Consider the following 15,429-nt stretch of genomic DNA (forward strand, 5'->3'; position numbering starts at 1 on the left):
AATACATCAAGGATTGCAACCGAGCATATTGTAACTCGCGTCTCCATCTTTCGCAGCCTCTTCAGAATCCAGAATGAGAGAATAACGATTGCCGCTTCCTGAAAATTCTTCCCAATAAGCCTTATTGTAAGTTGTTTGGGTTTTACCTAAATATTCCTCTAATCTTTTTAGCTCTTTAGCGTTATCATTGTAAACCGTAAGACCTTTCGAATCAATCTTCCAGCGATTCAAATATCTTCCTTCTGGTATATTGATATATAACTTACCATCAGTCTTAAAGTCAGCCTCACCATCCGGACCAATCACGCATCCATGTCCACCATTCACAAGGATCGTTTTCAAAAGTTCAAATCGATTCGACATTTCAAGCTGATTAAAAATCTCAACTCGCTTCTTTTGATCGAACTTTTGATATTCTAATAACGTAATTCTCTTTGAACCGGTTAAGTCTTTTTTCACTGCTTCCGTTCCTTTTTCACACGAACAAAGACAAAGTAATAAACTAAAAGCTAATATTCTCATTTCTTTTCCCATACGTAGTATTGTAACTCCTTTCCATTGCTATAATATCCGGGGTATCTTGTTTCAGACTTTCCAAATCCTCCAAATATTGTCTTTTGTCCAACCCCGGACGCACCACCTTGAAAGATATTTAAATCAGAAGCCTTGCCTTGAGTGCCCTTGTAACCACCAGTCAATGTTACGATATGCGTATTCGTTACCGCAATTGACAAACCGCCCCGACTCGCATTCTTTTCCGCATCTTGAAAACCTACCGCACGATACTGATGCGTATCCGTGTTGTATTTCCCATTTTGCAAGTTGGTATAAATTTGACCGGCGTAATATTGGGTTCCCGCTTTCTCTGGCATAAACGGACTTACCGCTCCGAAAGACTGGGATATTTCATGATTCACCATATTACAACTCGTAAATCTACGATAATCACTATTCCCTTTGGCCGAATCAAACGCGGCTTTGCTACTCGATTCCGTTCCCGCAACGGTATAAGTTCCATCTGCATGGTAGTTCCGATATACTTTTTGATAAACTGAATTACCGTTTGCATCTTTGGTTTCCGTATATGAGATATTACTGTATTTCTCTCCATTTGCTAATTTACCCGGAGTCCAGTTTGCACCTTTCTGCTCATATCCCGGATCATAAGCCGCCTTGCTGTTTAAAACCTTGTCTTTTCCGGCTTCAATCCCTGCTGAATTGTAAACTCCGTTAGGAGTGCGGCCAAACGCTTTGTCCCAAAGTCCTTTCGCTCCACCTACAACCGAATCAAATAAAGAAGAGGCTTTCTCTCCGAGCGTTGGAGTTTTACTTCCAACTACACTGATAGAACCGTCTGCTTGAACTCCGGGGATTTTCGAATTAATCGGTTTTCCGTCAGGGCCTACTGAACCAGATATTTCCCGAGATTTTACAGGACTATTGTCTTCAGGAGCCCCATGTGCGTCTTCTCCTTCTCTTCTTGAAGTACCAAATCCCGCGATTGCATCCGCACCGGCGCGAGCGGCCGCCTCTTTTTGCGCATCCTTCGCACGTTCCGCCTCTTGCGCATCCGCGTCTTCCTTCGCTTTCCCCGAAACAAAATCCGCCTTCCATTTGTCTGCCAAAAAGTTTGTGTTTGCTTGAAAACCACCCGATTGACTCCAGTTCCCCGCGTTGACTCCTCCCGATGCGTTAAGTGCAGCGGACAAACCATCTCTTTCAGAAAAGTTTACAGTACCACCAGCTCCCTTCATTTGGTTTGCGAGAGAATTCTTCGGTTGGTTCTTGTCTCCCGGTGCTTCGTATCCGATGTTTCCTCCCACGCCGCCTTTCTCACTCCAACTTAAGCCCCCATTCAATCCGTTGCTGAAACTTTTACTCAAGCTCGCACCGAATCCGTCTCCCTCACTGTAACTCAAAGCAAATCCGGTTCCGCTACTTTGAGAAGTAAATCCAGCGCTTCCACTCACGCTTCCTGTTTTGGAGTTGTAACTCAGTCCCGCGTTGAAGCCCGCTTTGTTAAGTCCGATGTCTACCGATGTTCCGCCTCTTTCGGAGATTCCAACGCTCACTGTCGCAGGTCCGTATCCAACTCCAACTGATGCTCCAAATCCGTTCTCTGCCGAGTAGCTAAGCCCTACGTTAACCGCTCCTCCCGTAAAACTTTTCACCGCGGCTCCTGCAGCTCCTCCGACAGCACCAACGAGCGCCCCCTTTAGTCCTCCGCTCGCCGCTCCCGTTGCAGCTCCGATTCCGGCGCCCACGGCCATCGCGACCATTAGACTTGCTCCACCAGTGAAGGGCGCGGCTGCTACAGCTACGACTGTTGTTACCATCTGGAACTCTTGGCTTTGATACCATTGTTCCTTTGGTTTATTCATCTTCTCCATTTGATTCGAGATCATCCAAGCGGGAATCCCGGTCGCTTTCGAAATTGCGTTTACCGTTTCGTCTTTCACATACGCCTTCACCGCGTCTTTCATGCTCGAACCACCGACTAACGCTCCTACAAGGCTTGCCGGTAAGCCCGTCGCTTCCGCTACCGCACCCGTTACGCGACTTTGCACTTCCGACTTCACTGCTTGCGTAAATCTCTGGCCCATGCTTCCGCTTCCGCCGTTCATCCCATTCAAGATTGTGAAGATAAATCCCTTGCTTTCCTTTTCCGCGTCATTCGCCTTTGCCTGTTTCTCGATTCGAGCTTGTATGTCTTCTTTGTAGATTTCATACTTCTGGTTTACAGTTGCTAACTGACTCTCTGCGTTTTGATTTCCCACTAACTTCAAGTTGAAGTTGTAGCCTAAGTTCGAGATATTAAATCCGGATGTGACAATCAAATACTGCATTCCGTAGCTGACTTCTACCGGTATTCCTTTGACACTCACAGAGCCTTTCAGTTCTCTACTTCCTTCGAACACTGTGTCGTCGATGTTCGCTCCCTCGTACATCGACTTTCCGATCTTCTTCATCTCTCCGCTTTCGTCTTTGAAACTTCCTTGATTAAAGTTGTATTTGGATCCTTGTTCGTGGTAGCCCTTTAATCCTCCCATTTCTCCTTCAAACATGCCTTTCAAATCTTCAGGCAACGCTTGAAAGGATGCTAATATGTTCGTCTTACTCTCTTGGTAGAGTTCCTTCTTGTAATCTTGGATCTCTTGATTTTGTGCGTATTCTTCTTTGATCTCGTTTGTCTTGTCGCTAAATTGTGCGAACATTTGTTCCACGTTCTTTTGAAGGTTGTCGATGTAATTTTTAATCCCAATCGCCATTTCCGCGTTAAATCTTGTGGAATTCGGATTCATCATATCCACGCTCAAGTTTCCGGGATTAAACTTCGTCTCAATTCGTATATATTGATATTCTAAATCGGGAGAATAACTCGTGCTCTTCATCGCACTTCCGTCGATTTCGATTTCTCCGCTGTAGATCTGTCTGTAGGCGGAAATTCCTTCTCCGTCCGTTCTAAATCCGTATCCCGCTTCTCGGAGATACTTGTATTGGTCTCCGTTGCTTAAGGCTTCTAAAAGTGTTTTCTGTAGATTCGAACTTCTTTCTTCGTTGTCTTTTTGGAGTTTCTTCGCGTAGTCGTCTAAGTATTTTGACACTGCACTGTTTGCCGCCACGTTGATCGCTTGGCTGCTTCCTTGTAACAATGTTTGCAAATTGGAAAGATCGTTCTGATTCGTTACAAGCGAATTCATATGAGAAAGTAATTCATTCACTTTCTCTTGTTTCTCTGCAAGTTCTTTCTCTTGTGCTTGGATATATTGAGCGACTCCGTTGTTCGATATCTCTTGCGGTAAACTACTTTGGATGCTTGCAATCATTTCTTGCAATCCGTCTAACAGTCCTTCACCGATGTTTTTCTCTGCTAGCTCTTTCGATTGCGCCAAGAGTCTCTCCACTCGTTCTTTGTTCTCTTCTCCTTGTTTGTTTAAGTTTGCAGCAGTCTGAATCATTCCTTGGATTTGATTGTAGCTTTCTCCTTCCGCGATAATCCCCGCGACTTGATTTTTTCCTTCTTGAATCTGTTTGCCTATTTGCGTCGTATTCTGAAAGTTTTTGTTGATTAAATTATCTCTGTAACTCAAGAAAGAATTTTTCGTAAAGGTAAGCCCCCGGTTATCCACTTCACTCGTGATCTCTTCTCCCAAGTTGTAGTATTTCTTTTTCAAGAATCCTACTGCGTTGTTCTTTTCTCTCACAGCGTAACCAGTGTAAAGCGCGGCTTCGTCGAACTTCGCTTCACTCTTGGCCTTCTCCGCTAACTCTTGATATCTTTCGGATTTCTCAAAAAATTCGTTTGCTGTTTTTAAATATGTGATCTCTTCATCGACTACTTCCGCTTGTAACGTTGTTGCGACTGCAATGTCTGCTATCATGTCCCCATACAGGGCTTCTTTGGTTTGGCTTGTGTTGTTGCGACCGTTGAAGTTAAATCCTCCATTCGTTCCATTGATTTCATTTTGCCAAAAGCTTTGGTTTTGTCCGTTCGTTGTTATCTGATTCTGTAACGATTGCAACTCCGTATTGTCTACGATGTAGGCTCCGTTTCCATAGATCGTCTGGGCAAGTGCATTGATTCGATTACTTGCGCCTAGCTCCGCTGTTTTGTAGGCCTCACTTCTTCCGAAAGAATCCGCGATCGTTTGAGACAACGCGGCTCCTTGCTGATTCCAACTCGTTTGATTTTGTTGGTTGGTCAACGCTTGCTGCATTACGTTTCCCGCGGCTGAATATTGATATGTTTGATACAATCCTGTCGCTGCGTTGTAAAGCTGTGTCGTATTCGTTTCTGAGTTTGTAATCTGGTTTTGGATTTGGTTTGCTTGCGGAATTGCGTTTGTTTGGTACTCGGTTTCTCCGTTAGGTGCTATTACCGCTTGTTGTAACGTATCTTTAGCGGAAAGATACCAATTCAGTTCCGCTTGTTGAAATACTGAAATTGTATTGTCCCAGTTTTCTTGTCCGGTTCTGTATTGGCTATTCGCGTTATCCGCGCTTCCTGCTATTCCTGCCATTTGGTATCCGTAGACTTCGGTTACCCAGGCTCCTCGTGCCGCTTTCATCGCTGCTATTTGGCTGTCGTAGTTGGCAATTGTACTTTGTTTGGTTTGTTCCAGTTCCGCCAGTTTGGCTTGGTATTCTTCTTCGTAATCGGCTGATCTTTCTTCCCAGTCTTTCAATGGATTCACAAGTGACAAGAACGTAGATGCGATACTACTAAATTGTCCTGCCAATCCGGACCAGAAGTTTTGATTCGCCTGCATTGCGCTGTCTATGTATTTGTATTTCGATTGAATTTGAACCTGATTGTTCAGTCCCAGCAAACCATACCAGTTCGAAGAATTTAACTCCGTTCCTCCCAGATATACTTTGGTTTCCAATGCGACGCTTGAATTTGAAACAGCATTCCCCGCTTGGGAGGATTGTCCAAATGCCGTATTGTAACTTCCGAATATTGCGTTTCGTACATTGTTATTCTTTGCAATCTGTTGTTGATTAAACGATTCGTTTACGGATAGAGAGTAGGTGTTATCCGTTTCCCATCTTTTATTGTATCCGCAATTCCATGGCGCATCCCCGCAATACTCTCCGTCGCTCGTATAACCTTCTCCGCCGGTACAACCAAAAGGGGTTGCCCATCCGTTACATTCTATTACATAGTGTCCGTCGCTATTACTCGCACTCGTGTTATTGGAAACCGCAGGATTACTTACCAACACTCCGTTTTGAAATCCTCCGCTCGTCGCTGCCCATCCGTAAACGTTTCCATTGGACGAATACGTCACTGTTTGAGTTCCCGACGCCAGAGTGTTACACCAATTGGATCCGCTTCCGGAATGGCTGCAACTCAAGCTTGCACTCCCAACTATCTGAGAATACGCAACCGTCTGCGTCGCATACGTCTCTTGCCATTTTGTAATGTTCCAGTAGTCCGCTTTTGCGGTTGCGCTTGCGATCTGACTTTGGAAAAAGCTTCCCAATGTTTGCGCTAACGTTCCCAAAGATGCGTTTGTATTCAATGCGTCTTGCAAGTCGTCTAACAATTCATCCATGTCTCCAAACACAGATGTCAAGCTCGCATCGCCGGATGCGTTTGCTTTCAATTGATTTTCTTGAGAGCGGATATTCGTAATCGTACTTTGCAGCGCGCCTCTCATTTGATTCTGTGCGTTGGTGATGATTTGTTTGTTCGCCAGCCATTGCGCCTTGGTTTGTTCGATTCCATTCAGATACGTTAGTTTGTCATTCTCAAGTCCTGTAATCGATTGATTCCATTGTAAGATTCCGTTCTGGATCGCGTTCAAGGAATTCTGTTCCCAAGTGTTTTGTTTGCTTAACAGATCCTGCCATTTCGTATCCCAAACTTGAACTCCTTGGTAATAGCTTTGTGCCGCTTGTGCCGGGTTTGTATTTTGTGTAACCGGCGTTGTGGTCGCTGCTTGCACAGTCGGGTTGATCGTTTGCACCGAATTCGTGTTCGTCGATGTTACGTTGCTTCCTGTGTTTTGGGAAAGTGTCGCTAAAAATACTTGCAGTTCCGCTTGGATGTATTGCGCCGCGTCCGCCACCCATTGGCTTTTGGCCTGTTGTTTTTGCAATTCCAGTTGAGCCCTCACCGCATCTTTGTAGACATTCACGTTATTCACCGCGTCTGAGTTATTTACTCCTCCGACGATCGATTCTATTTCCGCGTTCACTTCCGTTTCCCAGGCGGCTTCCAACACTTGTTCTCCGCCTGTCACCGTATTCAGAAAACTTCCCGAGTCTGTTGCTCCCGCTTTGGCTGCGTCCACGTAGGGTTTGAGTTCGTCGTTAGCGAATTGTTTGGTACTTCCTAACGTGGGTACGCTTTGCGCGTTCAAAGGACTGAATTCGGAAGACAAAAGACTAAAAAGCGCAAACGGTATGACAAAGGATATATGAAACGCGATGATCGTTACCAAACTCACGATCTTAGTGGTCAGGGAATAGGGGTTAGATTTCAGAGAAGGGGAAAGGAGCAGATCCCTTACTTGTTTTTTCTTACGAAAAAAGTAAACTAACAAACGCGCGTTTGCTTCGGTCAGGTTATTGTATTTTACTTTTGGAAGATTCAAGTTCCATAATCCAAATAATTGAAACGCGCTTTGATCGCTTTCGAGGTTGTGGGTCTCTGTTTTTGAATGTCTTTTGTCTCTCATGTTTTTACACCTGTTTGTGGTCTGTCGGCGGCGGTCCGTTGGTTCGGATCGCGTAATAACGCATTTGTTTTCGATTGATGTTTGGAATTTCTAAGGAGTGATTTAATATTAGAGAATTCGAATCTTTCCGAGTATTTCCAGGATTCTCAAAAACGAAATCCTGTTTGTTCGGATTGGGTCGGCTCTTACGACGCGATTCGTCCCGTCTGGGGAAATACAAAAGCATTTCCTTTCCGCTCGCAAAAAGGGAAGGCGCGTTGCTTTTGAATGTTTTGTTTTTAATTTCGTCTAACTTCTCTCGGATGTGATTCCAAGCCCAGGATTCTATATGGATATTTTCTAAAATACGAATCTCAAATGTGTCCGATTCCATTTCCCAGGAAACGAAATCGAAGTCTACTTTTGATTCTAACGACGTTGAAATTCGATTTTTTAGAACTCCGTCGGGGTTTGGATGAGAAACTTCGGAGACAAAAGACAAGTTGAATTTTTCTTCTGGAGTTCTTATTAAAAAGTTTGATTTTACAAGTTCGCCGGGAACAAATTTCTCTTCATCCTTCTTCGTTCCGTTTTCTAAAACGATTGTTTTCGATCGGTCTAAGTTTGCAAAATCAACCTCTTGCAAATGTTTACTTTTTTCTTCGTTGATCGCCGCATAAATTGAGTTTTGTTGGCTTTTGGAAATCGGCTTTGTTTGCCTTCCCATTCTTTCGAAAGAATTCGATCTCAGATCGGATTCCAAATGAACTTGCTCTAAAGGATCAATAACAACTTTTGAATATTCTTCGGAAAAAAACTCGGGGATATTCAAAACATCTTTCTTTCGGGCTATTGCGCCGCCGCTCAATCCGTCTTCGTTTCGATTCAAATAACGTTCCACTTCTTGAATATACAGTTGAGTCAATTTGTCGGGATGTTTCGACTTTGAAGTTTTGGTCTTTTGAACTCCGTCGGGGTTTGGATGAGAAACTCTATCTATCGTTTCTTTCTCGGACTTTTGACTCGAAAAATCGGCGGATACTGTAACTGGATTTCTGTTTAAAAAGTCCGATTTTAAAAGGTGATTCGGTTCGGTTTGTCGTTTGATTGCGGATTTCTTTTCATTTTCGTTTCCGGTTTCAATACCGTTCTTCTCCGATCCGCTCTTGACTTGTAAATCAGAGAATCCTCTTTCCCGTTCTAAGTTCGTAACTTTTTCCCGATTCCGGATTTCGGCTTCTTCTATCACAGAGAGTTCCGCACTCGCTTCCCAAGCTCCCGTTATTTCCAAATCGTTCGTCGAATGCGTTTCTTCCTGTGGGAGTTCCCACATGTCTTGTATTTTTGTGTTGCTTGAATCGTTTGAGTTCGTTACGAGTTCCGGGTTTCCTGCGGCTTCCGATGGATTTGTAGAAGCCGGCTTTTCCGGTTTTAAGTTCTTGAATTCTTTTGATTCTTCCTTCGTTTTTTTAATCTTTGTTATTTCTGGATTGAGAGTTGTATTGTTTTCTTTTTTAAATTCCGATTCTTTGAGAAAATCCGATAAAACATTCCTTAGTTGCTTGTCTTCGTATCCTGATTTCCAATTTTCCGGTTTTTCTCGAAAATCATCTACTAAAAACAACTCATTCGACTTTTCTGAAATTCTAAACGAACCGGATTCTAATTTACGTTCCGGCTCAAAAGACCATTCTAAAGCGGAATCTAATGTTGTCGTAGATAGGTTGTGCGCGCTTCCAAAGTTCGATTTCCAACAAAACAATATCAAAAAAGCGGCAATTCCAAAAACGGAAACCGCTCCCGCAAAACGCGTCTTATATCGTTTTATTCCGTTGAACATCATTGTCAGTGGGGTCAAAAACCGTTGCAAATTCGATTTCTAACGTCGATTAGGTTGATTGAAACCGGATAACGCAGTCGTCTGAATCTGTTTTCGGATTCTAACAAGGACGAATCTTGTGATTTTGACAATACAATGCAATCACAATTTTTAAAAAATCCGAAGCTGTTTGCAAAACAAATTATCGAGGGTGGGCGGTTTTTAACGACACCGATATTGAATAAAACTTAAGAGTGGTGTTGTTTTCGTTTCCGAAAATGCGGGAAACTTCCGCGCTTTTCTTTTTGGGGTTTTGGACGGTTTCCTTAGGCCTTGTTCTTAAATTGTATGTTTTTAGTTTCTCTTTTATCACTTTACGTTTTTTAGGATCATTCGAATATCGTTCCAAAATCGTAAAAGTTTGACCAAATCGGGTTCTATCCGCTACTGCTATCTCCAAAGAATAGAATGTCCGAAATTCTGCGCCTAAACGCGGTATTTGCGCTCAAATGAACGATCTATATGAAATATTGTCCCCCGAAAAAAAACATTCCAAAGGGATATATTTTATTTTTAGAATGTGTCTTCTTTGTTTTACGGAAAAAAACTTCGGTTCGATAAAATGAAAAAAATGTTAATGGTGCTTTCCATCTCGATACTTTTTATGGCTATACTCTTCACCTCGTTATTGCTTTTACATAAAGGGGCTGTCCCACAACCTTAAAAGAAATCAGTTACAACCATTCGATGCGTTCGTAATAAAACGTAGGAGTTCCCACGTTTTAGGGGTCAGGGTTTAGAAATCAGGGTTCAGTTACTTTTTCCTAATGGATGGATCAGACTTTAACAAAGGCTAATTTTCCTCTTCTGTAAATTTACTGAAATCTGATCTCTGAAATCTATAAAAGAAATCAGTTACAACCATTCGATGCGTTCGTAATAAAACGTAGGAGTTCCCTGTTGTCGGTAGAAAGAACTGGCTTTTCTCCGGTTGTCCAGAAGGGGCAACTGCGAGTGCGGGCTTTTATTCTCTGATTCAGTGTGCGAAGCTCGCAGGTTTCGATCCATATGCGTTTTTGAGGGAGCTTTTTAAATCTTGGGAAACGCACCCGAGAACTTGCTTGCAAGGATTTACCTCAATTCAGAGAGACTGTGCTTCATTAGGCGCTTACAAGAGAAGTCTCATAAGCGTTAATTGGAATGAACAAATTATATATTAAAATGTGATATAATCATTGACGTAAATCATAAAGAATTAAAAATTTTTTATATTTATGCGAATTCTAAATCCAGAATATACTGTTTTCCTAAACTCAATCTCGCTCTCACGATCGCGAGATAGACCTATAAACCTTGAAGATCGCCCGGAGAGGGGGCTCTTTCCCCACTAAACACTTTAAAAAGTTAAATCGGATTTCCCCAAGTATCGATTTCATGATCCACCGCATAAAGTCCCGGAGGTAAGATTTTTCCATTTTTGGATTGATTCACCATTCCCAACGCCGCGGATGCAAGTTGCCCGATGATCGCGTCCATTCCTTCCGTCGGAACACCGTAAAACAAAAAATTAATCGGACTCAAGTCGCTTAACAAAAAAAAGGTTTTTTCGATCTCTGTATTTTCTTTGGAAACAAAAAAACTCACCTTTCCGCCCTGATCAATTCCGGATTGAGGATCCAAAATTCGATCGAACTCCAATCGAACCGGATAATCGCCGATTCTCTTATCTTCAGAAAAAGAGAGCCGATCGATCCAGTGAATCAAGTCCGTGTATTCCGCGGTTTTTGTGGAACCGGAAGCCACTAAAATTTTCGATTTGGTTCCGTTAAGAATGAGATCTTCGAAATGCTCCTGTTTTAGGATCGAGCATCCGATAACCCCAAGAATCAAATCCCTGGAAAGAAATTCCTCTCTCGCAATATCATCGATCGTTCTATAATTAAGCCTTTCCGATTTGGGGAATTTAATGTCGACTTGAATCAAATCCTGGTTGGTTTCGTGCAATCTAGATTCCAAATACTTGCATAAGTAGGAACCGATATTTCCCTTTGCTCCGAGAATTAAAACCTTCCTCGAAGAAAGAATCATTCCTTGTCCGTTTAAAATCGCTTCGATCGCGTTTAATATCGAATAGGCGACCTCTTTGGATTCTTCCCTTACTTTCTGATCGGAAATTGCAATAGAAAACGCAGGCAAAAACAATTTTTGGTTTTTATCTTGGACGCTTTTGAGTCTGTCATAACCGTTCCGAGTATGCTCTACAGTACCGACTAACGTTTGCGCTAGAAAATCGGCAACCTTCATTTTAGGGGTTTCCCTTATTACAGAATATTCCTTACAAAGAAATTCCATATCCCTTCCGGAAAGAGCAAACTCGTTGAGGAAAGGAGCCACATACCCCCCGTCTTCTACTAAGATGGTCTTTTCCTTTTTTTGATATGAATCCAAAAGAAGATTCAAAAAAAGATGTCCGGAAAGAAGTTTCATTGCGTCAAAAAAACCAAGTTTCTCTTTCTCCAACCGATCATACAAGTTCTTCAGTTTTGAGGAATCGCTATAAAGAGGAGAAACGGAATAATAAATCTTGTTTTTAGGTCCCACTTTGAGTTGAAGACCCGACATATAAAAATGATCCGTGGGAACGTCCAAAAGAACGTCTAAATACGCGGAAGGAACGACCCCCCCGTATTTTACAAAGGCAACTGTGAGTTGTTTGGAACCGAGTCTTCGGAAAGTTTCGATCAAAGCGATAATTTCCGAAGTGATATGATGTATTAAAAAAACATTAAATTCGGCCAAATCGAACTTGTGATTTTCTCGGTTTGCTATTTTTTCCAAAATCGGCATTCGTTTGAGATAGTGATCCAGATCCAGAGTTGTTCTTTTTACGTTGAAGCTGAAATTCAAAACACGATCCAGCCTGGAAAGATCAATGTAAACCGCTACTTCGTCCGCAAGCCGAGCCCTAACCGTAAAACCCTCTTTTAAATATTTCGCAATTTCTTGATCTTCTAATATAAGAAAAATCTTTTTGAATAAAGGAAGGGCCTCAACAGGATTCGTTTTTACGATCTCATCCGAAAATGTTTTATCCCAGAAAACGCTGATTTGATCCAGTTTGCCGAGAGGCGTTTTTTCGATTTGTTCAAAAACCTTAGAAAAAGAACGGTTTTCCTCCACGTAGAATTTTTCACCGCGTTGCGCTGCGCTTAAAATTCCGTTGTTGATCGCTTCCGCGATTTTTGTACTTCCGGCGATAAAAATCCGGGAACCGATATCGTCCACGATTACGTGTGGAAGAGCCGTAAGGTCGATATTGGCTCGATCGTAATTTTCAACCGTCAATCGAAAGAAAAATTCTCCCGGTTCTTTTTGATTCGGAACTCGTTCGAGGACAAATTGATAATCTATGTTTTCGTTCGGGCTCGCGTGATGAAACGGAAAAACCAACGCGTAGGCGGGGCAAGTTTCGGGGTTTTCTCCGTAAAATTCCGGATGGATTTTTTTCGCCCAAACCTGTCTCTGAAAAGTTCCAAAGACAGTTCGTAAATGATCCTGAAACTCTTCTTTAAAAAGGAGAATATCTTTTAACACCCCGGCTCTTGCATAAATTTGAATATACCCGATATGCAGATTCAAAAGTTCTTGATTAATATTCGGATTGATCTTGTAAAAGATCGTGACATCCCCGATTCCGTTCTGGACCTGTTCGAAAACTTCTTCTCCTAAGGTTCTAGAAAGAATGGAAAGTCCCGTGAAAATCCGAAGATTCCTTAAATCGAGCTCCAAAATTCCTTCCCTACCTTCTTTCAAAGTCGGCCCGAGAGAAGTTTCTAATTCCCTAAATGCGGAGAAATCAGGCATGTTCAATCACTACTTTGATTGCTTCCGGCGTACGAGCGGTCGCAAATGCCTGAGAAAGACTTTCTGGAGAATAAATATGAGTGACCATGTTTTTCTCCAGAGCCTCCGAAACTTTTCCGTTTTCCTGCAGGAGTTTGATAGCGAGATGAAAATCCCCGCATCGGGAAGAACGAATCGATTTACCAGAATTCAAAAACTCTAATATATTGTTTCCCTTGGATTCCCCCTTGAAAAGAATCGCGCTTCTCGGACGAATGAGAGAATTCTCGTGACGATGGCTCGGACGAATCAAAAGATCGATTTCCTCGGCGGTTCCAGCGATTCCTAAATCGAAACGGGGTACACGACCTTCGAAATCCTCGGAAAAAAGGATTTTTTCAGCTTCCTCAACGCTTCCGTAATATACCTTGAAACGAGGCGGCGGAGAGATTTTTCCGACGTTAGGCGCAATATAAACGGTTCGATTGGAACGCGCTTCTTTTTCCCAGTGAAAACCCAAATTTTCATCCGTGAATTTCAAAAGGGATAGTTCGTCGACTACGAGTTCGGTGAGTTTTTTGACTCCGAATACTTCCTGGCCGTTCGTGGTTTTAAGATGTAACTCTCTGTTTGAAAGCTGGAGCGCACTTTCAAAGCCGGACGTAGTGCTCGTTGTGTCGTAGACGATTGCAAAGCGGTCTTTGAGAGACTTGATGTTTTCTTTTCGGAGATCGATTGCTTCATCCGCCCCCAGATCGAGAGAAAGTTTTAAAAGATGATCGTGTCTCGCTAAAGCGGAAATCTGAAACCGGATTCCGGAGTAATCCCTAAAGGCGACTAACGCGGATATCAAAAGACTTCCCAATCTTCTCGGACCTAAGACTGCAACGTTGTCCCCGTTTTTAGGCGGAGAGGCAATCACGGCTTGTAAAGAAGCGGCAAATGGTTCGATCAAAACCGCTGTTTTATCGGGAAGATTTTGAAAAGGAATCGCCGCACTTTGAGGAGCCAATATGTAAGGACCGAACCCGCCCGGAAGCCTATCGATGCCGAGGACTTTTCGTTCGGGACTGTGAGACGGAATTCCTTCCTTACAAAATTCATCGAAAGGAATTTCTCCCCTTGCTTCGAACGTGTCATTGATTTCGACAACGTATTTTTGTTTGATTCCGTTGTCCGCTTCCACGTCTTCCGCGATGACCTCGTGTCCGATCACTTGCGGAAGAGGGAAGGGAAGAAATCTCCTCGAAAGATCCGTGGAACAAACTCCGCAGAGTTTGGATTTTAAAAGTTTATAACCCGGGCCTAGATGCAGATATTCTTTTCCGTTTCTGGAAATGTCCCAACCTTTTTCCAAACTTCCTTCGAACCGATAATCGGCCTTTTCGAAAGTATCGTCGGAACGATAGTCCATAGCTGAGAATTGAATTTTCATTACATCTACCTTGGTTAGACAAAAAATCTGAGTGAACTTAGATTATTTAGAATTTCGGTCAGTGTAAAACTTGGTTGGATTCCGACAAATCCATTCTCACCGATTGGAGAATACGATTTGACCTTTTCTCCATACGGAGAATTCTCCCGGTTGGCAGATCGTCCATTCTTCGTTGGAAGTAAGAGGCCGAGTTGCGATCACAGTGACCTTATCTCCCGGCGTTGTGACTTTTCGAAAATCCACGCTGAGGTCCGCATCCACAAGTCGGGCCTTTCCAAAGGGAGATTTTCGGGTGATCCAGGAAAGTTTCGTGGAACAGAATGTGTATAAATTTCTGGAGTCGCTGAAGAGGATGTTGGAGATTCCTTTTTGATGCAGTTCCCACATCAAAGATTCGACCGCTTTGAAGAGTTCGGCTTCTTTTTTAGGAGGATTTTTGAACTTCTTCTTTAACTTTCCCAAAAGCCAACAGAACGCATATTCGGAGTCCGTACTTCCGACCGGGAGAAAGTCACCGAGGGATTCTTCCTTAATCTTTTTGAATTGTCCGTTATGAGCAAAAGTCCAATACGAGCCCCAAAATTCCCGAACAAATGGATGTGTATTTTTCAGATCCACTTTTCCGCGGTTTGCCTTGCGAATATGACTGATCACAATTTCGCTTTTAATCGGAAGCTTTTGAACGAAGGCGGCAATTTTAGATTCCACACCCGGCGATGGATCGTGAAAGATGCGAAGTCCCTTCCCTTCATAGAACGCAATCCCCCATCCATCCTTATGAGGTCCTGTTTTCCCTCCTCTTTGCACAAGGCCGGTCAGACTGAAACAAATATCCGTCGGGACATTTGCGCTCATACCGAGAAGTTCACACATTCCATTCTTCCTTGAGTATCGTTTAATATATTAGAACAATTTTCGCGAAAACAGAGCCTTTCTGTCCAGTGATTTTTTAAGGATTCCTTGCAGAAATGATAGGTAGCTGGAAACTGAGCCGGTGATTTTACATATAGATACGGAAACAGGCTGGAGAGGAGGAGAAAGACAACTCCTACTTTTGGCAGAAGGTTTAAAAAAGAGAAAAATCCCCCAGCTCATCGTAGGCAAGCCCGGATCGGCTCTGGAAGGAAGGTGTTTCGACCATGGGCTTTCGTTCCAAGCCCTCAACA

At 43.0% G+C, this 15,429-nt stretch carries 7 protein-coding genes and 1 pseudogene (1 of these 8 cut by a window edge); 2 read left to right on the top strand and 6 right to left on the bottom strand.

Annotated elements, in window-relative coordinates:
* Nucleotides 1–6 precede the first annotated feature (6 nt).
* The 3 genes from FHG67_RS02145 to FHG67_RS02155 are packed head-to-tail and all read right to left on the bottom strand — an operon-like array spanning nt 7 to nt 9,006.
* Entirely contained in the window at nt 7–522 is a 516-nt protein-coding gene (locus FHG67_RS02145; protein WP_244947474.1) for a hypothetical protein, read from the bottom strand.
* A complete protein-coding gene (locus tag FHG67_RS02150) occupies nt 519–7,187 on the bottom strand; it encodes a TIGR04388 family protein (RefSeq protein WP_244947475.1) in 6,669 nt (2,222 codons plus the stop codon). The genes FHG67_RS02145 and FHG67_RS02150 overlap by 4 nt, the downstream gene beginning before the upstream one ends.
* Before the next feature lie 4 nt (nt 7,188–7,191).
* On the bottom strand, nt 7,192–9,006 hold the full coding sequence (locus FHG67_RS02155; RefSeq protein WP_142499897.1) for a hypothetical protein: 1,815 nt from the start codon (nt 9,004–9,006) through the stop codon (nt 7,192–7,194).
* A gap of 938 nt (nt 9,007–9,944) precedes the next feature.
* Between FHG67_RS02155 and FHG67_RS22790 the strand changes: the two are divergent.
* Nucleotides 9,945–10,149, top strand: a pseudogene (locus FHG67_RS22790) (IS66 family transposase); the annotation flags it as partial.
* Nucleotides 10,150–10,389: 240 nt separating this feature from the next.
* Here FHG67_RS22790 and FHG67_RS02170 read toward each other — a convergent pair.
* The 3 genes from FHG67_RS02170 to FHG67_RS02180 all read right to left on the bottom strand — a co-directional run bounded on the left by FHG67_RS02170 (nt 10,390) and on the right by FHG67_RS02180 (nt 15,136).
* Nucleotides 10,390–12,849, bottom strand: coding sequence for a hypothetical protein (locus FHG67_RS02170; protein ID WP_061235966.1), 2,460 nt, complete (start codon nt 12,847–12,849; stop codon nt 10,390–10,392).
* Nucleotides 12,842–14,263, bottom strand: a complete 1,422-nt coding sequence (locus FHG67_RS02175; RefSeq protein WP_142499630.1) for an MDR/zinc-dependent alcohol dehydrogenase-like family protein — start codon at nt 14,261–14,263, stop codon at nt 12,842–12,844. Before FHG67_RS02175 ends, FHG67_RS02170 begins: the two co-directional genes overlap by 8 nt.
* 96 nt (nt 14,264–14,359) lie before the next feature.
* A complete protein-coding gene (locus FHG67_RS02180; RefSeq protein WP_142499631.1) occupies nt 14,360–15,136 on the bottom strand; it encodes a class II glutamine amidotransferase in 777 nt (258 codons plus the stop codon).
* Nucleotides 15,137–15,257: 121 nt separating this feature from the next.
* Between FHG67_RS02180 and FHG67_RS02185 the strand changes: the two genes are divergently transcribed.
* Nucleotides 15,258–15,429: the 5' portion of a glycosyltransferase gene (locus FHG67_RS02185; RefSeq protein WP_004496576.1), read on the top strand. The gene runs 935 nt beyond the window's last position; the window shows 172 of its 1,107 coding nt (coding positions 1–172); it begins with the start codon at nt 15,258–15,260; its stop codon lies off the right edge, out of view.

This window comes from Leptospira weilii, from assembly GCF_006874765.1.
In the GTDB taxonomy this organism is placed as follows: domain Bacteria; phylum Spirochaetota; class Leptospiria; order Leptospirales; family Leptospiraceae; genus Leptospira; species Leptospira weilii.